The sequence below is a fragment of the Parendozoicomonas sp. 2304DJ65-17 genome, from assembly GCF_058148445.1.
Genome location: NZ_JBYVJV010000009.1, coordinates 191406 through 211224, shown reverse-complemented (window position 1 = coordinate 211224; position 19819 = coordinate 191406). Strand labels below are relative to the sequence as shown.

At 47.2% G+C, this 19819-nt stretch carries 21 protein-coding genes; 10 read left to right on the top strand and 11 right to left on the bottom strand.

The genetic code is table 11. The features are described 5' to 3' along the window. Window positions 1-3: 3 nt before the first annotated feature. Window positions 4-444: a hemerythrin domain-containing protein gene (locus ACY2RR_RS19945; RefSeq protein ID WP_490109942.1), complete on the bottom strand. Its 441-nt coding sequence runs from the start codon at window positions 442-444 to the stop codon at window positions 4-6. Window positions 445-940: 496 nt separating this feature from the next. On the opposite strand from ACY2RR_RS19945, the gene ACY2RR_RS19940 reads away from it, so the two are divergent. Continuing rightward, window positions 941-1348: a hypothetical protein gene (locus ACY2RR_RS19940; protein WP_490109941.1), complete on the top strand. Its 408-nt coding sequence runs from the start codon at window positions 941-943 to the stop codon at window positions 1346-1348. Window positions 1349-1522: 174 nt separating this feature from the next. After that, complete coding sequence (locus ACY2RR_RS19935; RefSeq protein ID WP_490109940.1) at window positions 1523-2011, top strand: DUF2199 domain-containing protein; 489 nt, start codon at window positions 1523-1525, stop codon at window positions 2009-2011. 71 nt (window positions 2012-2082) lie between these two features. On the opposite strand, the gene ACY2RR_RS19930 is transcribed toward ACY2RR_RS19935, so the two are convergent. Next, complete coding sequence (locus ACY2RR_RS19930) at window positions 2083-3471, bottom strand: YdgA family protein (protein WP_490109939.1); 1389 nt, start codon at window positions 3469-3471, stop codon at window positions 2083-2085. A gap of 224 nt (window positions 3472-3695) precedes the next feature. Here ACY2RR_RS19930 and ACY2RR_RS19925 point away from each other — a divergent pair, with 224 nt between their 5' ends. The 3 genes from ACY2RR_RS19925 to ACY2RR_RS19915 all read left to right on the top strand — a co-directional run bounded on the left by ACY2RR_RS19925 (window position 3696) and on the right by ACY2RR_RS19915 (window position 5988). Then, window positions 3696-4028: a hypothetical protein gene (locus ACY2RR_RS19925; RefSeq protein ID WP_490109938.1), complete on the top strand. Its 333-nt coding sequence runs from the start codon at window positions 3696-3698 to the stop codon at window positions 4026-4028. 44 nt (window positions 4029-4072) lie between these two features. Beyond that, entirely contained in the window at window positions 4073-4783 is a 711-nt protein-coding gene (locus ACY2RR_RS19920) for a helix-turn-helix transcriptional regulator (protein WP_490109937.1), read from the top strand. Between the two features lie 251 nt (window positions 4784-5034). After that, the gene (locus tag ACY2RR_RS19915; RefSeq protein ID WP_490109936.1) at window positions 5035-5988 is read left to right on the top strand and encodes an agmatine deiminase family protein; all 954 of its coding nucleotides are present in this window, start codon (window positions 5035-5037) and stop codon (window positions 5986-5988) included. Between the two features lie 65 nt (window positions 5989-6053). On the opposite strand, the gene ACY2RR_RS19910 is transcribed toward ACY2RR_RS19915, so the two are convergent. Beyond that, window positions 6054-6710, bottom strand: a complete 657-nt coding sequence (locus ACY2RR_RS19910; RefSeq protein WP_490109935.1) for a glutathione S-transferase C-terminal domain-containing protein — start codon at window positions 6708-6710, stop codon at window positions 6054-6056. Next, entirely contained in the window at window positions 6707-7261 is a 555-nt protein-coding gene (locus ACY2RR_RS19905) for a cysteine hydrolase family protein (protein ID WP_490109934.1), read from the bottom strand. Before ACY2RR_RS19905 ends, ACY2RR_RS19910 begins: the two co-directional genes overlap by 4 nt. A gap of 106 nt (window positions 7262-7367) precedes the next feature. Between ACY2RR_RS19905 and ACY2RR_RS19900 the strand changes: the two genes are divergently transcribed. Next, complete coding sequence (locus ACY2RR_RS19900) at window positions 7368-8360, top strand: GlxA family transcriptional regulator (protein ID WP_490109933.1); 993 nt, start codon at window positions 7368-7370, stop codon at window positions 8358-8360. Between the two features lie 60 nt (window positions 8361-8420). Here the strand turns inward: ACY2RR_RS19900 and ACY2RR_RS19895 are convergent, their stop codons facing one another. The 5 genes from ACY2RR_RS19895 to ACY2RR_RS19875 form a co-directional block, all read right to left on the bottom strand. Beyond that, window positions 8421-9338, bottom strand: coding sequence for an SDR family NAD(P)-dependent oxidoreductase (locus ACY2RR_RS19895; RefSeq protein WP_490109932.1), 918 nt, complete (start codon window positions 9336-9338; stop codon window positions 8421-8423). A gap of 169 nt (window positions 9339-9507) precedes the next feature. Continuing rightward, the gene (locus ACY2RR_RS19890) at window positions 9508-10362 is read right to left on the bottom strand and encodes an AraC family transcriptional regulator (RefSeq protein ID WP_490109931.1); all 855 of its coding nucleotides are present in this window, start codon (window positions 10360-10362) and stop codon (window positions 9508-9510) included. A 20-nt stretch (window positions 10363-10382) separates the two neighbouring features. Next, window positions 10383-10904, bottom strand: coding sequence for an SRPBCC family protein (locus ACY2RR_RS19885; RefSeq protein ID WP_490109930.1), 522 nt, complete (start codon window positions 10902-10904; stop codon window positions 10383-10385). Window positions 10905-11025: 121 nt separating this feature from the next. Next, the gene (locus ACY2RR_RS19880) at window positions 11026-12219 is read right to left on the bottom strand and encodes an RtcB family protein (protein ID WP_490109929.1); all 1194 of its coding nucleotides are present in this window, start codon (window positions 12217-12219) and stop codon (window positions 11026-11028) included. A gap of 184 nt (window positions 12220-12403) precedes the next feature. Then, entirely contained in the window at window positions 12404-13558 is a 1155-nt protein-coding gene (locus ACY2RR_RS19875) for a hypothetical protein (RefSeq protein ID WP_490109928.1), read from the bottom strand. A 247-nt stretch (window positions 13559-13805) separates the two neighbouring features. On the opposite strand from ACY2RR_RS19875, the gene rtcR reads away from it, so the two are divergent. Then, window positions 13806-15422, top strand: coding sequence for an RNA repair transcriptional activator RtcR (gene rtcR, locus ACY2RR_RS19870; RefSeq protein ID WP_490109927.1), 1617 nt, complete (start codon window positions 13806-13808; stop codon window positions 15420-15422). 93 nt (window positions 15423-15515) lie between these two features. Here the strand turns inward: rtcR and wrbA are convergent, their stop codons facing one another. Continuing rightward, window positions 15516-16112: an NAD(P)H:quinone oxidoreductase gene (gene wrbA, locus ACY2RR_RS19865; protein ID WP_490109926.1), complete on the bottom strand. Its 597-nt coding sequence runs from the start codon at window positions 16110-16112 to the stop codon at window positions 15516-15518. Window positions 16113-16460: 348 nt separating this feature from the next. On the opposite strand from wrbA, the gene ACY2RR_RS19860 reads away from it, so the two are divergent. Both ACY2RR_RS19860 and ACY2RR_RS19855 read left to right on the top strand, forming a co-directional pair. Beyond that, window positions 16461-17267 (top strand): 2,3-dihydro-2,3-dihydroxybenzoate dehydrogenase, encoded by an 807-nt coding sequence (locus ACY2RR_RS19860; protein ID WP_490109925.1) that lies wholly within the window; start codon window positions 16461-16463, stop codon window positions 17265-17267. A gap of 57 nt (window positions 17268-17324) precedes the next feature. Beyond that, a complete protein-coding gene (locus ACY2RR_RS19855; protein WP_490109924.1) occupies window positions 17325-18146 on the top strand; it encodes a glutathione S-transferase C-terminal domain-containing protein in 822 nt (273 codons plus the stop codon). Between the two features lie 13 nt (window positions 18147-18159). On the opposite strand, the gene ACY2RR_RS19850 is transcribed toward ACY2RR_RS19855, so the two are convergent. Then, window positions 18160-18738 carry an antibiotic biosynthesis monooxygenase gene (locus ACY2RR_RS19850; RefSeq protein ID WP_490109923.1) on the bottom strand — a complete coding sequence of 193 codons (579 nt, stop codon included), beginning with the start codon at window positions 18736-18738 and terminating at the stop codon, window positions 18160-18162. A 263-nt stretch (window positions 18739-19001) separates the two neighbouring features. Here ACY2RR_RS19850 and ACY2RR_RS19845 point away from each other — a divergent pair, with 263 nt between their 5' ends. Further along, entirely contained in the window at window positions 19002-19808 is an 807-nt protein-coding gene (locus ACY2RR_RS19845; protein ID WP_490109922.1) for a 2,3-dihydro-2,3-dihydroxybenzoate dehydrogenase, read from the top strand. Window positions 19809-19819: the final 11 nt, after the last annotated feature.

Below are 19819 nucleotides of genomic sequence, written 5' to 3'. Positions count from 1 at the left end.
GGCCTACTTATAAAGGGGGTACAGGCATTGCTCTTCACGATGGATACGCTCCTTCAGTAGAAGGCCTATTACCTCCAGGCTTTTACCAATGAACTGCCAGTTTTTCTGCATATCTTCAGGGCTGACATATTGCGAACGAATGTCGTATTTTTTGACCAGTTTGCGTATGTCAACTTCGATATTCATCATTTCATTATGCATGGCCTGTATCTGCTCTTTAGAACTCCCTCTCTGTTCAAGCAAGTAGGGGTAGAGCTTGTAGTCCTCGTGAACAAAGTGCTCAATCAGCATGGTATTGAACAGGCCTAACATCGAATAAGCCTCATCCTGATCACCTCTGTCACAGGCCTGGCAGAGACTATCAAACTGGCTGAGGAGATTCTGGTGTTCTACCTCAAGTTTATCCAGAAGGTCGGCTTCATAAGTGACTGGTCTATGTTTCACAGGGTACTCTGACAGTGTCTAGTAATAGACAACATAGACTATTTTTGTATTGTGTGGATAAAACAAATGGAGCAGGGAAAATAAAAACAAAACCCCGCAATGCGGGGCCTGGATTCTCGGAAAGGGTCTTTTGTTCTTATTGTTATTCTTGTTTTTATTGTACGACTGTTCTTGTTACTCGAGCCGGCCTTTATTGTTGTTATTACCGTATTTTTATTATTGTTACTGCTCGCCTGGCAAGATTCTCTTCCGGAACCTTTTGCCTGTTTACGCTCTATACATTGCAGATGGTGTGCCAAAAAACGACATCCCTTGTGTATCAAGGGATAGCGGCATTTACACTAAAAAACAGTCATTAAAACACCGTTACATATACGATCATGTGCTACCGAATGTGTTACCAGATAAAATGGCAGGTAACACTTCTGTTTAGTGCTACGTGCGACCAAAGTCCCAAGAGTACATTGCCATTCTTTGAACAATACTTGAGAGATCTATGCAGCTAATTAGTGGGTATGGTGTTCCTTATAATCCAGAGCCAGCGCTAAATCGCCTTACATCAAATTATGAAAATGCAATCGAAGAGCTTTGGGAAAATTTATACCACCAAGGATCTATTGGTACTGCATCGTATGCAGCCATACCCAAACTAGTTGCACATTGTGAGTTTCAGCTCGTGGCTGCAATTGAAGTTGCAAGACATGACATTGAAAACCCCGATATTCCAGAAGAACTGGCCTGTGCGTATTTTTCAGCTCTTAAGGATGCTCTCGAGTCGCCCCCAGAAGGTGAAAGCAAATTACAAGGGTACTATGCGATTCATGCCGTCATGCATGGAGAAATTGCTTTAGCCAAGGCACTTTGCTTGCTAAGTGTTGAAGATATCATCAATGAGTATGGGTAAAATTTATATAAGAAGTGCATGGCGTATATCCTAGGCGACCAAGGAAAAACTGAGAGATATCTTGCGGGGAATAAAACAAACGCTGAGAGCTTTCGAAGAGTCAGTATTCAGGTACAGACACCCGTATACTGATCTTTTTCAGTACAAAAAATTGTTAGCTGCTAATACAAAACCATGAAGAATTGTGCAATCTGCGAGAATGATCTTGGAGATCTTCCAACTTGTTTTGGAAGTCGATCTCCAGCATCAGTTATGGTTCCGCCCGAGGAATATAAAGATCGGGTTCTTGAAAATGATGATCAATGTATCATCGATAATGAACATTACTTTGTCCGTGGTCATATTGAGATTCCAGTCACAGGCTCGAGTGATCCTTTCATCTGGTCAGTTTGGGTTTCGCTAAGTGAAGAATCTTTTTCACATATGAGTGAAAGCTGGGATGAAGAAGGCAGAGAAGCAAACAAACCTTATTTTGGTTGGTTGTGCACAAAGTTACCCTGCTATGAAAACACACTACACCTCAGAACAAGTGTCCAAACACAAAAAATTGGCAATGTACCCCTGATAACCTTAGAGCCATCAGAGCATCTACTTTCAATAGAGCAAAGAAGTGGTATTTCTACTCAAAGGGTTCATGAGATTGTTCATGAAATTACAGGGTAAAGTCATCACACTGCTAACAATTACATCATATGGGATGCCTACGACGCCCCACATGATGTAATTAGTCGTTGTCAGTAAGGTAAAGGCATGGCCTTACCATTCACAATAGTTTCACCGTTTTTCATAGACAGCTCTGCCACAAGCTTTTCGTCTTTAACAGCCAGCATGCCACCGGCGGTGAGCATATTCAGCATCATCTCGGCCTGTTGCTTACCCAGATCCGCCTTTTCTGACCGGGAGTAGCCTGCAAAGTTTTCATTGCTGTTGATACTGTCTATAGCTGCCCAGGTTGCCAGCTTGTTCGCCAACTGCTTATCCGCATCAGCGTATGCATCAACAATCAGATTGCTACGCCAGAACAGAGGATCTGACAACTGCTCGATACTTGCGTTGTAATCTGCCAGTTTCAAGCCAAAACGACTGCTGAATGTTCCTTCAGGAAGAGTAAAGCGGACACTGGAGATATCCAGCTCAGGCTTGGTTTCCAACAACGTACCAACATTGTTTTGCAGGAAGTCCATCATTAACTGCTGAGCCAGTTCTTCTGAATCTGCGGCCAGAAGCTGCTCCTGAACCTGTTCCATATAGGCTTTACTGAAAGCTTCGCTGTAATTCGCCAAAGTGAGATCCAGCCCGGCATTCGTCAGCATCATGTCGGTGGTTTGAATACGGGAGGCAGAGTAACGGGTGGTAATATCCGCTGTAGTGGTGTCTTCATTCAGAACCAGATCAACAGCGACCGCCAGATCATCTGCCAGGAACAGTTGCCCGGCATAAATGCCACCGGCAGTCATAGAAAACTCACCGGGATAAAGCTTGCCGGACTGAAAACCCTGATCTGGTAATTCACCATCCAGAACCACTGCCAGCTTGTTGAACTCTACAGGAACCGGCACAGCACTGGCTGTAACAGTAACCTTCTCAACAGCACCCTGATACTGGATATTGTTGCCTTTCACTTCTCCTTCAGCCTGGTATCCACTGAAAACTACTTTTGATGTTTCGTCTTCATAGGTAAACGCTGGAGCTGTTTCTTTCAGCTCAATATGACCAAGGAAATTGATACGACCAGACTGGTTATAGATGGATTCCCCATCAAAAGATAAGGCGCTTTTTATCGCCTCTGTGGTCTCTACATCACTCTGCCAGCTAGCCCAGGCAAACTGCACACCATTCGCGAGAATCACAGGTCCGTGATTGATGGATACATTGGACTGGATATCAAAAGTGAAAGGCTCTTCACCGGGAACGTCTGTCAGAGTTATACGGGTATTGATTACACCCTCAGCACCAAACCAGCCCTTGTCATAGCTCACCCAGGAGCTTTTTACCTCAGGAGTCTGACTCAGGTTCGCCAGCAAATTATCAAGGCGATTTTTTACCACCCCACCAACAATACCTGGGGCAACACATACCCCGGCCACTACAAGTGCTGATACAGCAGCAACTGCTTTTTTCATAATTCCATATCCATGGATGATTAAACGGTTTTGTTCTTGTTTCTAGCGCGCGAGGAACCATACCACATACACGAACATAGACGTAAAGATGCAGACCAATTGATACAACCTGCGAGAGCACCTTGAATCTGGAAACTCTACTGACACAACGCTGTCAGTAGCCCTTGTTTATTGTTCTTCCTGTGTACACACCATCTCAATAAATAAACAAACAAGGACTCCCCATGAATGTAACAACAATGATTGAGCACGTTTCTTACAAGGTGAAAGCAGGTGTCAGCAGTGAAGACCTGCTCAAGGTTAATGAAAGTGTGAACAACTTTCTTGTACGCCAGCCCGGCTTTCTCTATCGCTCGAACAGCCAGGACAATGGCCTGTACTTTGATATTGTTTATTGGGAAACCCCGGAAGCGGCCCAGGCAGCATCAACAGCATTTATGGAAAGCTCAGAAGGACAGGCACTGATTGCACTGACAGAAGAAGGCAGTGTCACTATGCGCCATATGCCCGCACTGACAGAAGCCATGTGTTGTTCATCAGACGAAGCCGTGGCGTAATAAGTTAGATAGTCGAGCACAGAACAACAATGCTGTGAGGGTTTATGCGCAAAGCCGAGCGCCTTTTTCAGATCATTACTCTTCTCCGTGGGCGACGCACAGTTATAACTGCCAAAGCCATTGCTGAAGAGCTGGAAGTGTCTGAGCGCACTATTTATCGCGACCTTCAGGCGTTGATGTTATCTGGTGTACCAATTGAAGGGGAAGCTGGTGTTGGGTATCGCCTGGCGCCAGACTTTTCCCTCCCCCCGGTTATGTTTACAGCCAATGAGCTGCAGGCGCTGATGCTGGGAGTTCAAATGGTTAAGGCATGGGCCGGTGATGATATGGTTCAGGCTTCACAAGCCGCCCTAGATAAGATTCAAGCTGTGCTGCCCAGGGAACAACACTTTCGGCAGGTGCAATTGCCTTCCTGGTTGATGGTTCCTGATTTCTTTCGAACAGAAATGACGCGCTACAGCGATGACTTAAATAAAGCCATTGAACAACGCCAGCAGATAAAGCTCGTTTATCAACGGGAAGACCAGAAAGTTTCTGAACGGGAAGTACAGCCGCTTGGCCTGATTTACTGGGGCAAAGTCTGGACGCTGGTTGGGTGGTGCCTGCTTCGAGACGATTACCGTATGTTCCGGCTCGACCGGATTCAGTCATTCACACAAATGGGTATCTGCTTTTCCCAAAAACCGGAACGCAGTCTTCAGCATTATATGCGCAGAGAGAAAGAGAATAATTGTGCTGTTTCTGGCAAAGCCTGACTTTCTCTTCCTGACACAGTACTGAAGCTTCTCTCCAGTATTAGCTATATATTTCCTTATTTATTGTTCGCTTTTTGACCAAATCATTCTGATTGGGCAGAATCGGCTACGGGTTACATTCGACCTGTCTGCAAGTACAGAAGTATTAAATAATCAGAAAAAAGTTCGCCCTGCTCTGCATCAATTTACTCACCCTACTGGGAACTGTCAGTTCTGTATCCGCACATACAAACGTTATTGCAAAGGATCGCATGTTACTGGTGCTGGCAGCCCCATCGGTTCTGGAGAAAGAGCTACCTGCCAGCCTTCTGGATTCTATTATCCGTTTTCAGGTCAACTATGCCCAAGAGGTGATAGAACACAATCAGGATAATATTGTGATTCTGGTGGATAAGGCGACACGGTCCAGATACCGGAGCCTTCCGGATGATGTACTTTTGACAGTACAAGAATCGATGCATATCTGGACTCGGGACTATACAACTATTAACCCCTATAAACCGGTTGAATTCCGTTATTCGTGGGCAACAATGTCTCACTCAGAAAGCATAGAAGTGCAGGATATATTCCATGATTTTACTACTGAACATGGCCTGAACATAAACAGAACAGATTATATTCTGGACGGTGGTAATATTGTCGATAATTATGCTGGCAGTGTTATTACCACTACTCGCTTTCTGGAAGATAACAACCTTTCCATATCAGAAGGCAAGAGAGTCCTCAAAGATCTTCTAGGGGCAAAAGCCGTTGCCATCCTTGAACCAGATGAAGATATCATGGCACATGCCGACGGCATGGTTACGTGGCTGGATGAGCAGACACTATTAGTCAATGATTACAGTCGTTATGCTGATTTTGGTGAAGAGTACCAGTCTGGCATTATTGATGAACTGGAATCAGCATTCCCCCAAGCCACTATTGTGACTGTTCCGGTTCAGTTCAGTGATGGTGAATCTTCCGCCTGTGGTATTAACCTGAATGCTGTGATGACTCCAAATGCCCTGTATGTACCAGTTTTTGCGGGGAAATTTACCAGTAATGAAAACTATGTTCTGGATACCATCTACACCCACAGTTCAAAGAAAGTCATTACCATTGAAGCGAATGGGGTATGTGATCAGGGAGGTAGTGTACGCTGCCTGACCTGGCAGTTGACGGGCGATAATGCTGAGAAACTAATTCTGGCAGCGCAGAGAAGATAAGCTTTGTTTCAGTATTAAATGTGAGTTGATGAGGTTGCCAGTAAAACAACCTCATCAAAGGATTGTTAATATGGAATGATAACTTCTCCCATTTCGAAATACTTTTCGCGGTCACTGTTTATCAGTTCCTGAATCAGCGGACGTTCCAGCATACGTTTGCGATAGGCGTTCAGGTTTTTGTATTCACTCACATCCAATTGTGCATTACGGGCCAGTACAAAGAACCAGGCCAGATAAGCATCAGCCGCTGATATCCTGTCTCCCAACAGATACGGCTTATCGGCCAGATGGCTGTCGAGCAACTCAAAACGTTTGGGGGCCAGACCCCGGATACGTTCTTTTACCTGGTCAGTAGCTTCCTGATAAAACACTACACGGAATATCTGTTTGTGGAGTTCGGTTGCACAGAATCCTAACCAGCGAACCAGTTGAAAATAGTCATCATCCTCTGGTGTTCTGCGAAACTCTTCATTCGATGACTGACTCTGAATCCATAACAGAACCGTTGCCGTTTCGGTAAGCAGCTCGCCGGTTGGCAGCTGAAGGGTAGATACCTGCCCCAGCGGATTAATATCCAGCAGGGAGCCACCATTTTCCAACTCTTTAGTGCGCAGGTTCAGATACTCAATAGCCAGTGGCACCTCTCCCTCTGCGGCTGCAAAGCGCGATGCCAGCGAGCAGGTTAGCGGCGAGTGAAAGAGTATGGGTAAATCCGTTTTCATGATTGGCTCTCCTGCCATTGGGCTGTGGTTACAACATTGGCGTAAGCAAAACCGAGAGCTGACATATAGGCAGAATGCACATCATCAGCAGCTACTATTTTGCCGTTGAATTCCAGATCTTTGGCCGCACAGGCATCCTCAATCACAGTCACGTTATAGCCAAAGTCAGCCGCTGCACGTGTTGCTGCATCGATGCACATATGGCTCATGGCTCCCACCAGAACAAGATCGCTGATGCTGTGCTGATCAAGCAGTTCTTTAAGGTTGGTATTTTGAAAAGAGTTCACATCGTGCTTAAGAACAACAGCTTCACCTTCGCCCGGCTTCAAATCTTTATGAATCTCTGCGCCTGGTGTTCCGGCTTCAAAGAATGGAGCATCGTCACCCGCAAATTCATGGCGTACATGAATAACCAGATCGCCACTGTCACGCACAGTATCCAGTACAGTTCTGGCGTTGGCTGAGGCAGCCTCTATATTGTGCAGAGTCCATTTTCCGCCAGGGTAATAATCGTTCTGTAAATCGATAACAACTAAGGCACGCTTGCTCATCTCTTAAACTTCTCTCAATGGGTTTCAGCAATATGTGCTTAGCGTACGTTTCTACAAGCATTTTGAGGCTTGGCAAATTTGACATATTTCGTGCAATATCTGTCAGATGAAGAAAAAGCACTCTCCCAATTCACAACACCCACTTGAGCAGGAATCTATCAGCGTTTGTATTCTGACTTATGCAGACGCCCAGCTTGCGGCCGTGTACGGATTAACTGACCTGTTGAATACAGCCAGTCAGTTTCATAACAAAACCAGAGACAGCCAATCACCTTCGAAAATTTTCAAAGTTGAGTGTCGTGGCGTTGAAGCCATTTCGCAAACACAAATGTCAGAGTTATCAGACAACATTTTGATTATCCCGCCCTGTCTGGGTTCTATGCCGCCAGAGTCCGTTCCCTGGACGGAGTCGTTGCCAGAACTACACAGCAAAGGAACACTGATCTGTTCTATCTGCGCCGGCGCACTTTATCTCGCGCAATCTGGTTTGCTGGACAATCGACCGGCCACAACGCACTGGTCATTGGCCAATGTCTTCACAGACCGTTACCCGCAGGTAAAGCTGGATATCGACAAGCTGTTAATAGACGACGGAGATATTGTCACTGCCGGAGGGCTGATGGCCTGGATAGACCTTGGGCTCAGGCTTGTGGAGCGGTTTATGGGATCGGCAACGATGCTGGCTACAGCCCGTTATTTTCTTGTTGACCCCGGAGGACGGGAACAGCGTTTTTACAGCAGCTTTTCACCCAGTTTCAAACATGGCGATGCCGCTGTTCTTAAAGCCCAACACTGGCTGCAGAAACATTGTACCGAAGCGATTACGGTTCCGATGATGGCGCAAGCTGCCTGCCTGGAAGGACGCACCTTTATCCGCCGCTTTCATGCCGCCACACGGCTGAACCCCTCAGAATATCTTCAGCAACTGCGGGTCAGTAAAGCCCGGGAACTGATGGAGCAAACACGCAAGAATGTAGAAGAGATTGCCTGGCAGGTGGGTTATGAGGATGCCAGCGCCTTTCGGAGAATCTTCCAGAAAATTACTGGCCTTACGCCTCGGGATTATCGTAAGCGTTTTGCTTCGTCCCAGCTGGTATAACCCTGATTGTGAAAACAGCAAACCAGGTCTGCTGTCACTGCCTGCCTGTCGTCCACAAGATTATCTGATGTAGCGCTGAATAGCCTGGTAGGCATTGTCCTGAAAGGACTGATTATTGAGGTCAGGGAAGAGAATGCTCTGTTCCCCAACGGGGCCACTCATACCTTTTTGGCTGGCGTAAAAGTGACCGCTTTGATAGCTCTGGTTGAACAAACCATCAAGATAGCGCTTGGCGCCCGCCTCCACTTTATGAACTTTGCCCGCCCACAGCATAAACTGCATCATGGTTTTCATCACATACTGGCGCACCGGAGACAGGGTATCAAAACCTTCTGTTCCCTTGGTTGCACCTGGGCTCATGGTAATAAAGCGCACCTGGGGATAGCGGCGGGCCATGGCCGACATCCATAGGGCGGCCATATATTTAATCGGCCCATAGGGCACAGTGGCATCTTTGGTTTCGCCATAAAATGAGCCATCGCAGATGGAGGCAAACTCTTCAATAGAAGAGGTTTTCAAATCAGGCCGTTTCATACCCATTTCTTTAATGCCGCGTGCCGCTTCAGAGCCAGCATAAAGAGCAACTTGATGAAGCTTACCGGCTTTCATCAACTCTTCCGCCAGAACCGTATGCCCCAGCAAGTTGACAGCGAAAACCTGGGTAACACCATCTTTGTTAATCTGGTTGAACTGCTTACCGCCAGAACCACCGGCATTCATTACCAGAGCATCAATACCTTCTGCCGGCAATGATTCTACAGCGTGGCGGACGGAGTCGAGATTAATGACATCAATAGAGAGTATCTCAAAGCACTGTTTGCCGGTCTGCTGTTCGAGTTCTTTCAAGGCAGCCTGCGCTTTGTCTCTATTGCGGCAGCCAAGATAGATCCTCTCAATACCTGGCTGTTGCGCTAACTGTTTTGCCGCCTCTTTACCCAAACCTGCATTAGCGCCGGTAATCAAAACACTTTTTATCATGGCAATCCTCATTCTCTGCAAATCTGTAATTTTTACAGTGTCAGACTAATAAGAATCAGAGGCAGGCTTTTGATATTTCTTGCTGTCTTTCGAGGTGGGTTTCACTATGCCGTCTTAGTAAAAAGCCCTTGCATGGAATAGCAGGGGTTTGTCTGCCAACAAGAAGTGGTCAGCCTTTAGGTCGTACAGGAATGTTTAAATAGATCTTGATCTGTGGGTCTTTATTGTTAAATCCTGCCGGTAACAGCTCAAAGTCTGGCTTTTCTGCGTATTCATAATCACTTTTGGGCAACCAGCTGCCCCAGATATATTGCAGGGTCTGTTCAAGTTCTGAGATGGGGCCTATATGGGTAAAGCGTGCGTAAGTTTGGGCTTCAAGCTCACGGGTTATCATGCCCTCAGGGACATCATCAAAGCTGGATACCGGCACCGAGCAGATGTACACGAAAGTCGTGCCATCATCCGACTCTTCATAGTTCTCATAAATACCGAAAAAGTCGCTGCCCAGACGGTTGGGAATATTGTCTTTTCTGGGGCGAAATGCAGACCAGAGCTTGGGCAGGCTTAAATCTCCATCATCATAGCGGTTGGCAATGCCAACGATTTTCATTGCATGCTGCTGAATAATCTCCGGCTCCATACTGATGCGGTTCTGTAGAAAGTCCATATCCTCTGTGCTGAACGGCTTTTTATACAACAACCGAAACGGCTCATTGATTTTGCGGTACTGTGCTGGAGTCATATTAAACAGCGCTTTGAAGGCACGGGTGAAGGCCTCCTGGGAGTCGAACTGACAGTCGATCGCCAACTCAAGAATCCCCACATCCTCGGTCAGTAACCTTTTCGCTGCCAGGGTCAAACGCCGCTTACGCAGATACTCTTTTGGGGTGTCGCCAACCAAAGCCTTGAACACTCTGCTGTAATGGTAGGTGGAGTAGTGAGCGGCAGCGGCTATTTCATGAACACTTACTTTGTCGTACAAATGCTCTTCGATGTACTCGATACTGTTAAAAAACCGCTGCATATACTTTTCCTCGTGAACAATCATCCTGGCTGAGAAACTCTGGTTGTGGGTATGGAGCCTTCAGCTGTAGGTAAAGAACCCTCGGCATAGTCTTTCAACCCCTGTAACAGTTTGCCAAAAGCCACCGGAATGATTAACCGCAGCAGAGGATAAAATGGATAAGCAAAGAGTTTCAGTTGTGGGCTGGCTGTCCAGATGACTCTGGTTTGATCTGGCCCCGCTGCCTGCACAGACATTTTTACGGTGTTCTGTTTCAGAGGAACAATCGCCGGGTTATTCACCGGAAATACGTCAAAGGTCAGGGTTCTGTCAGCCTCGCTGAAATGAGTGATGATCTCTCTGGCCTGTGGACCATTGGGTTTCTTACTCAAGTCGCATAGGCGACCTTCCATAGGTGCACCATTAATTCCCCGGCCTTCGCCAATGGCCACCGCGTGGGAGATTGGCCCCATCCACAGATGGGCTTTATCAAACTGATGACCCACTAAATCCCAGACCTGTTCTACGGGTTGGTTAATCAAAACTGTTTTAGTGATTTTCATAATGACTCCGCTATCGAGTGGTGTCCTGCATCGCAGTGATGGATAGCTTCACCTTAGAGAATTGCCTTGTTACATTTTTGATATTTCTTGCGGTTTTTTTAGGTGAAAAAGGGGTAGCGATCTACCCCTTTACGTTCACAACCTGCTTCAGTGTATGTACCACTTCCACAAGGTCAGTCTGGTTTGCCATCACCTTATCAATATCCTTGTACGCAGCCGGAATTTCATCGATCACACCTTTATCCGTCCGGCATTCCACACCTTCAGTCTGTTCGCGCAGATCTTTGAGTGTGAAAGACTGTCTGGCGGCCGTACGTGACATGGTACGCCCGGCACCATGGGCACAGCTGCAGAAAGCTTCCGGATCCCCTTTGCCTTTGACAATGTAAGAGCGTGCCCCCATTGAGCCGGGAATAATGCCCAGTTCGCCGTCTCTGGCGCGGATGGCACCCTTACGGGTTACCCATACCCTGTTGCCATCGTGATATTCGCGCTCAACAAAGTTATGGTGACAATTGATCGCCTCTTTAGTGACCTGGAACTTCGGCAGCCGATGTTTCAAAGAACGCAGCACTGCCTGCATCATGTGCTCACGGTTAAACATGGCATATTCCTGAGCCCAGGCGACTGCCGTTACATAGTCATCAAAATACTCACTGCCTTCCTTCACATAACCCAGTTCTTTGTCTGGCAGGTGTATTTGGTGACGCTCCATTTCCCGGCGGGCCAGGCGGATAAAGTACTGGCCAATCATATTGCCGATACCCCGGCTGCCAGAGTGCAACATCACCCAGACATCATCATTCTCATCCAGGCACAGCTCGATAAAGTGGTTGCCTGAACCCAGGGAGCCCAGCTGGGTAGCAAACTTTCGGGCATTCCCATGACGGGAGATGCCTGGGTGTTTCTCCAGAATACGGCTTAACCCCATAGCCAGTGGCGTGCCACCACCCAGCTGCTCGTTTTTATGAGCACCACCTGCTCCCAGGGGAATGGTGCGCTCAATATCATTACGAATCTGATACAGGTTGTCCGGCAGCTGATGGGCTTTCAACGACAGCCGTACCGCATTCATTCCACAACCAATATCTACCCCCACAGCTGAAGGAATGATGGCATCGGTGGTTGCGATAACCGAGCCAATTGTTGCTCCACGCCCCAGATGAATATCCGGCATCCCCGCAACATGCTTGTAAATAAATGGCAGGCTGGCGACCCGACGCATCTGCGCCAGTGCTTCCTGCTCAACTTCGTCAGTCCATATCTTGACTGGTTTTTGCTGGTCCTTGGCGGCCAGCAGTGTGACTACAGGCATAATTCAGTCCTTGTCTTGTATTCTGGTTGCTCCGATGTTCAGGCCGCTTTATTGAGCAGCTTCAGGAACAACGGATTGATCGTATCGTCTGGCTTTCGGAGCGTGGCTGCCGCAGTATCAGACAGTCGCTCCAACCCCTGCTCCAGAAAGCGGTTTAGTGTGCTGAAGGCTTCACACAACTTTATCAGGAAGCACTTGTAAGCTTCTTGAGAGCAAAAACACCACGCTCTGCAACCGATGGAGATTTGTCAGAAGCCAGCTGTTCAGCCCATAGAAGAGCACCATTACCTACATTCGGCAGGCTACGAATGAGGTATTCAGCACCTACACGTCTAACCATTGCTGACTGATCGTTAATTGCAGCGTTGAGATTTAACGAAAAGTTTGCATTTAGTGTTAAAGCTCTTTGTTTGAAAACCGGTTTATGTTCACCTTCACAGAAACGTTTATCTGTCCAAACCCACTCTGCCCCCTCTGTCCAGGAAGCTTTTCCAGATAAGATATTTCTGTATGCCTTGGCTCGCAGAGCTGGCTGTACTGCTTGGGAAGCGATCTCTTCTAAGTAAGCGTCTAAAGCATCTATGCGTCCCACTATGGCCAGGATTCTAGTCACTGGCCCTTGTGGAGATCTGCACATTCTGTCCTTTAACAACGGCGTGATATGACTCTTAGATAGAACCTTATAGATGAGATCTCTATTTTCAGGCTCCATGCGTTGCCAGGAATTTATATTCGGCAAGAGTGCGCACAGAACATCAACAACATCTTCTTTAGAGGAAGATTCAATAAGTGAGGGTAAACATTCCAAAGCAGCCTTTCTCACTTGTGGCACCCAATCATTTAATCTCCTAACGGCAAGGGCAAGGAAGAATCTGTTGGGTGCCGGATCACTTATTGCGCGAAGAGTGTTTTCACGCTTATAGCCATCAGAACTACATACATCTATCCACGACAAAAACTGTCGTGGTCTTGCCCAGAGCTTCCATGTAGACCGATAGGATGCTTCATAGTTATATGTAAATGCATCTCTGAAAAGACCTTCCCACTTATCCAGATTTGAGAGTGGAAGGTTGGATGTTGCTTCGATCACAGGTGTGATGTCTGGATTGTTGAAATCGCTGCGTATTGACGAGCCAATCTTCCTTAATGTATTAAGGACTTCCTGTTCATATTGTTGTATCGGCATAAATTTCAACCTTCTCAGATACTTTTCCAGGGCTTCCAGTTTTTTCAAACGCAACAGCGTTGGATTGTTTTCCATCATCTTCACTGTGTTGTAGAGCCTGTGCATTGCCACGCTCTCTTCCCTACGTCTGATCACATCAGCCCCGACAACCATCTGCGTGCCAGCGCGCTATTCAGAAACACGGCCTGTGCAGCTGATATCTGTACTATTCCAAGTTGCGTGCCAGATTATTTTTATATTGCTCCTTTTTTACCTGAACGCATCTAACCTATTGTTTTATAAATAATTAAATTAATTGATCATGAACTTTTCCTTTTGCCTTGAATAACAGCACCAAGAAAATAAATATCATTTTTGATAAAGTACTATCTAAATAAATAGCATCACCATCCCAAAAGCCATGAACAAAAAGAACGTTGTCGTCAGTATTCTCGGTGTTGTGAAAGACAACAAAGGCCGTGGCCAAAAGCGCTGGCAGACTTGGCGCCCAAACGTAAGCCTGGTGATGCATAAGGACTTTCCAGTCCATCGTTTAGAACTACTCTACGACCCGAGTTATCTGCGTCTGGCACAAAAGGTGGTGGCAGATATCCAACAGGTGTCGCCGGAAACAGAAGTGGTGTTGGTAGAAGCAGCATGGAAGGATCACTGGGACTTTGCTGAGATTTATGGTTGGTTATACGACTATGCCACCCATTACCCGCTGAACACCGAGCAGGAAGACTACTTTTTCAACATCACCACCGGCACCCACGTTAACCAGATCTGTATGTTTCTGCTGAGCGAGGCCAAGTTGCTTCCAGCCCGGTTATTACAAATTTCACCAGACTTTGAAGCAGAGAACAGGGCAGTCGGCACACTGCGCTTTATCGACCTGGAGCAGGCCCAATACGATGCCCTGGCTCAACGCTTTAAAGAGCAGACATTGACCGGGCAGAACTTTCTCAAAGCCGGCATAGAAACCAGAAACCATGCTTTCAACGAGTTGATCGCTGAAATTGAGCAGGTAGCGATTGCATCCCGCGACCCCATTCTACTGGAAGGGCCAACCGGCGCCGGTAAGACCCACCTGGCCCGGCGTATCTACGAGTTAAAAGCCCATCGCAATGATATAGCCGGCAGTTTTGTACAAGTGAATTGTGCCACCCTCCGTGGTGATGGTGCCATGTCTGCCCTGTTTGGCCATTGCAAAGGCGCCTATACAGGCGCGGCTCAAATGCGCAAAGGTTGTCTGGTTCAAGCGAATGGCGGCATTTTATTTCTGGATGAGATCGGTGAACTGGGCCTAGATGAACAGGCCATGCTGTTACACGCCATCGAGGAAAAACGCTTTTATCCTGTGGGCAGTGATCAGACTGTGAGCAGCAACTTCCAGCTGCTCGCTGGCACCAACAAGGACTTACGCCGGGCTGTTGAGGAAGGTACTTTTCGGGAAGATCTTCTGGCACGCATCGACATCTGGTGCTGGCAATTACCAGGCCTCGCCGACCGACTGGAAGATTTTGAGGCGAACCTGGATTTTGAACTTCAGCAGCACGCGAGACAGCAGAACAAACAAATCCGTTTTAACAGTGCCGCCCGTTCACGCTATCTCAATTTTTCCACTGGGCCTGATGGCTTGTGGCGTTCCAATTTCCGGGATTTAAATGCCAGCGTGAACCGTATGGTGACTCTCAGTGAGGGTGGGCGTATCAACGAAAGTAATGTTATCAGGGAAGTTGAGCGACTGACCCGCCGCTGGCAGGCTGGAACAAAACAAGAACCTGTCTTAAAGCTGGAAGACTATATCGAACCGAATGTTCTGGCAGACATCGACCAGTTCGATCAACTACAGCTGGTTAATGTTATCAAGGTCTGCCAGCAGAGCAGGTCTCTCGCCGAAGCAGGCAGAACACTGTTCAATGTAAGCCGAACCCGAAAAAATACAGTGAACGACAGCCATCGCTTGCGCACCTATCTGGCCAAGTTTGGCTTGCACTTTGAGGGCATAGTGACAAAAACAGAGGAAGTAAGTTAGCAGCGTTCTGGAAGACCAGGCGTTGAACTACAAAAAGTTTTTTAACTAACTGGATAAGCAGTGCAGCCTTGCCTGCCTACCCAGGGGAAAGCATTACTTGAGTTTGGCAGCGATGTTCGCAACATGGCGGCCTTGATCCCGTGCCAGTTTCAACTCAACAGCTGTTGGTTTGCGAGAGCCATCGGCACCGGCGATAGTACTGGCGCCATAAGGTGAACCACCGTTTACTTCGCTGATATCCCCCAGTTCAGGGCTGGAATAGGGTAATCCGGTAATAATCATGCCGTGGTGAATTAACGTTGGCCAAAAAGACGTGATCGTCGTTTCGTTGCCACCACCTGTTCCGGTTGAAGTGAAGACCGAACCAACCTTGCCAATCAGTTCACCCTTGGCCCAAAGCCCGCCAGTTTGGTCAAGGAAGTTGCGCATCTGTGAAGCCATATTCCCGAAGCGGGTTGGCGTACCAAACAGGATAGCATCGTACTCACTTAACTCTGCCGGTGACGCTACATCTGCTGGTTGCTCCATTTTAAAATGATTGTCTCTGGCCACCTGCTCCGGCACCAGTTCGGGTACTCGCTTGATAACAACCTGGGTGTTGGCAACTTCTCCAACTCCTTCGGCGACTGCGCCAGCCATTGTTTCAATATGACCGTAGGATGAGTAATAAAGAACAAGTACTTTTGTCATGTTTATATCTTCTCTATTGCTAAGTAGAAAGCTATCGCTCGCAAATATGGAAACGGCGCTGATGAAAACAGTTTCCTTACATTAGGGTGGCTGAGAAGAGATGTATTTATTAGCTGTCAGATCTGACAGGTTCTTTTAAATCAACAGAAAAAACTTCTGTTTTTTATGGGTCAACAGTACCTTCCACAAGAATTTCGATAATTAATAGTTCTTTATTATCAAAGAGTTATTTCGATAATTCGAATTTTATCGATCAAACCCTGCAGTTTTTTGCGCTTTTTTATTACCCGGCAAAAACCTTTAATGAATCCAACGCAACGAAATAACCGAATTCAAAAGGTAACTGCCATGAACACATTCAATACCAACACTCTCAACAACAAGCCAGCTTCCCGTGTTGCCGTTGTAACAGGTGCCGCCGGTGGCATTGGTGAAGCCATTGTCAGAAAGCTTGCTGAAGATGGACACACTGTCGCGGCTGTTGACCACAACCCCGCTGCACTGAACAAGGTTGTAGAAAAAATGCAGGCTGAGAACTTGAATGTTGTGCCCTTCCAGGTAGACATCGGCTCCAGCTCTGCTGTTGAAGCTTTTGTCCAGGAGGTAGAAGACACTCTCGGGCCAGTTTTCTACCTGGTGAACGCCGCTGGCATTCTACGTACCGGTGCAATCACTGAACTTGATGATGCCGACTGGGAAGCGACTCTGCAGGTGAATACTTCAGGCGTATTTTATGTATCCCGCACCATTGCCAGACGTATGATCGCCCGCGGTGACAAAGGCTCTATTGTAACTGTAGCGTCCAACGCAGCTTCCACTGCCCGCGTTGATATGGGCGCCTATGCTGCATCAAAAGCGGCGGTTGTCGCCTTCACCAAATGCCTGGGGCTGGAACTGGCCAAATATGATATCCGTTGCAACATTGTCGCTCCCGGCTCTACCGAGACCGAAATGCTTAGCTCCCTCACTGGTCCAGACGGTACCAAGGCTTCTATCCAGGGTTCTCAGGAATCTTACCGGGTGGGCATTCCTCTTCGCCGGGTTGCTCAACCATTACACGTAGCTGAAGCGGTGATGTTTTTACTGTCCGAACTGGCAGGTCATATCACCATGGAAACCCTGACCGTGGATGGCGGCGCAACTCTTGGCGTTTAAGGCTTGAAGGTTGGAACAGCAGGCATCTATTAGCTTTTAAGAATAAAGGTGAGCGGTATGAATGTATTACAATCTGGTCTGGCAATAAAAACAGCACCGTACAGTAACGTGCCTTATTCAAGGCAAAACAACGTATTCAGAAACATCATCACTGTGAATGGTGAACCAGGTATCTATGGTGAGAATGGGTTTAAGGCTGAGAGTGGGCGCTACCAGTTGTTTATCTCCCCTGACACGCCCTGGTCAATATACACAAGGATTTTTCTTACGCTGATGCAGCTGGAAAAACATGTAGAAGTCACGGAAATCAATCCAGCCTCCCAGCATGAAAAAGGTATTGCAGATCTGTATATCAAGGCTTGTCCCAACTATCAGGGCTCTTTCACCGTTCCATTATTATGGGACAAGCAGACCAGCACCATTGTTAATAATGATGCTACGGACATAACACGCATATTTAATTCTGCTTTTAACCATTTAACAAACTGTGATGAGGATTATTGCCCGGTAGTCCAGAGAGACGTACTTGATAATCTGAATCATCATATTGAAACAACTATGAGCCGCAGCCTGCATCAAGCCACTTTAGCTAACTCCCCTACTGCCTGGGCCGAAGCTTCTGAAGCATTCTTTTCAACCCTGGGCTGGGTTGAAGAAACTCTCTCTCGCCAGAGATATATAGTGGGCGAACAGATAACTGAAGCAGACTGGTGGTTATTCTCAACACTGGTGTGTGTTGAGAAAGCAAATCTCCCATTTACAGATGCCTGGGTAAAGCATTTAACACTATCTACTGCTTTGCGCAGGCACATGCAGGAACTGTATCAGGTCCCTGGTATTCTCAATGCGGTTGGAGGTGTAAGTCATCTTCTGGCTTAGGCCAATAGGTGACTTACCGTTTTTCTGGATATAGCCAAGGGCGTAACACTTTTTCCAGCCATGGCATAACCGGATATGTCATTAAAATACAGATAGCAATAACGGAAACCAGCACACTCAGTGGATATGGCAGACTTTGCAGAACAGGTGCCAGAAGGAAGTTGGTTAAAATGACCAATGGGTACACCGCTAAAATCCCCATAATCACCAGCTTATAAAACGCCGGTGGCTTATTAGCCTTAATGTCGTTACTTTCGGGCAGCGTGAACCACAATTCCAGCCCCCTGTTCTTTTGGGAATGAATGGTTCTTTGCACCATACCCCGTGACTTGTCCAACCAGGAATGGCACTCAGAAGATTCCTGCCAGTCTTGCAAATGTTTCTGGGTATCAAACCGGACAATAATCACGTACTCAAGATGATCAGCGTGACGTGGACGGATGACATCAACACCAATAAAGCCATCAAACTTCTGTACAGCTTTATTAATTCCCTCCACCCAAGTTTCATAGTTTTGAGCGTTGTTGGCCTGTACAACTTCTGAAATGACCATTGTCACAGAGTCGGTGGTTTTTGATATTTGAGCGTTCAAAAAATCTACCCGTTGAATTTTGAGATGAATTGAAAGGTATATAAAAAAGGGTAGACAGCCGTTATTCCTGCAAATAGCTGTTAAATTTAACAGGTAGAAACCACGATTTTTAAATAATGAAAAACATTACTAATCAATGAGTTACATATAAACCCACAAATTTATCGATCAAACCCTGCAGTTTTTTGCGCTTTTTTATTACCCGGCAAAAACCTTTAATGAATCCAACGCAACGAAATAACCGAATTCAAAAGGTGACTGCCATGAACACATTCAATACCAACATTCTCAACAACAAGTCTGCTTCCCGTGTTGCCGTTGTAACGGGTGCCGCCGGTGGCATCGGTGAAGCCATTGTCAGAAAGCTTGCTGAAGACGGACACACTGTCGCGGCTGTTGACCACAACCCCGCTGCACTGAACAAGGTTGCAGAAAAAATGCAGGCTGAGAACCTGAATGTTGTGCCCTTCCAGGTAGACATCGGCTCCAGCTCTGCTGTTGAAGCGTTTGTCCAGGAGGTAGAAGACACTCTCGGGCCAGTTTTCTACTTGGTGAATGCTGCCGGCATCCTTCGTAGCGGTGCAATCACTGAACTTGATGATGCCGACTGGGAAGCAACTCTGCAGGTGAATACTTCGGGCGTATTTTATGTATCCCGCACCATTGCCAGACGCATGATCGCCCGCGGTGACAAAGGCTCTATTGTGACTGTAGCGTCTAACGCAGCTTCCACTGCCCGCGTTGATATGGGCGCCTATGCTGCATCAAAAGCGGCGGTTGTCGCCTTCACCAAATGCCTGGGGCTGGAACTGGCCAAGTATGATATCCGTTGCAACATTGTCGCTCCCGGCTCTACCGAGACCGAAATGCTTAGCTCCCTCACTGGTCCAGACGGTACCAAGGCTTCTATCCAGGGTTCTCAGGAATCTTACCGGGTGGGTATTCCTCTTCGCCGGGTTGCTCAACCATTACACGTAGCTGAAGCGGTGATGTTTTTACTGTCCGAACTGGCAGGTCATATCACCATGGAAACCCTGACCGTGGATGGCGGCGCAACTCTTGGTGTGTAAAGCCCTGGCAT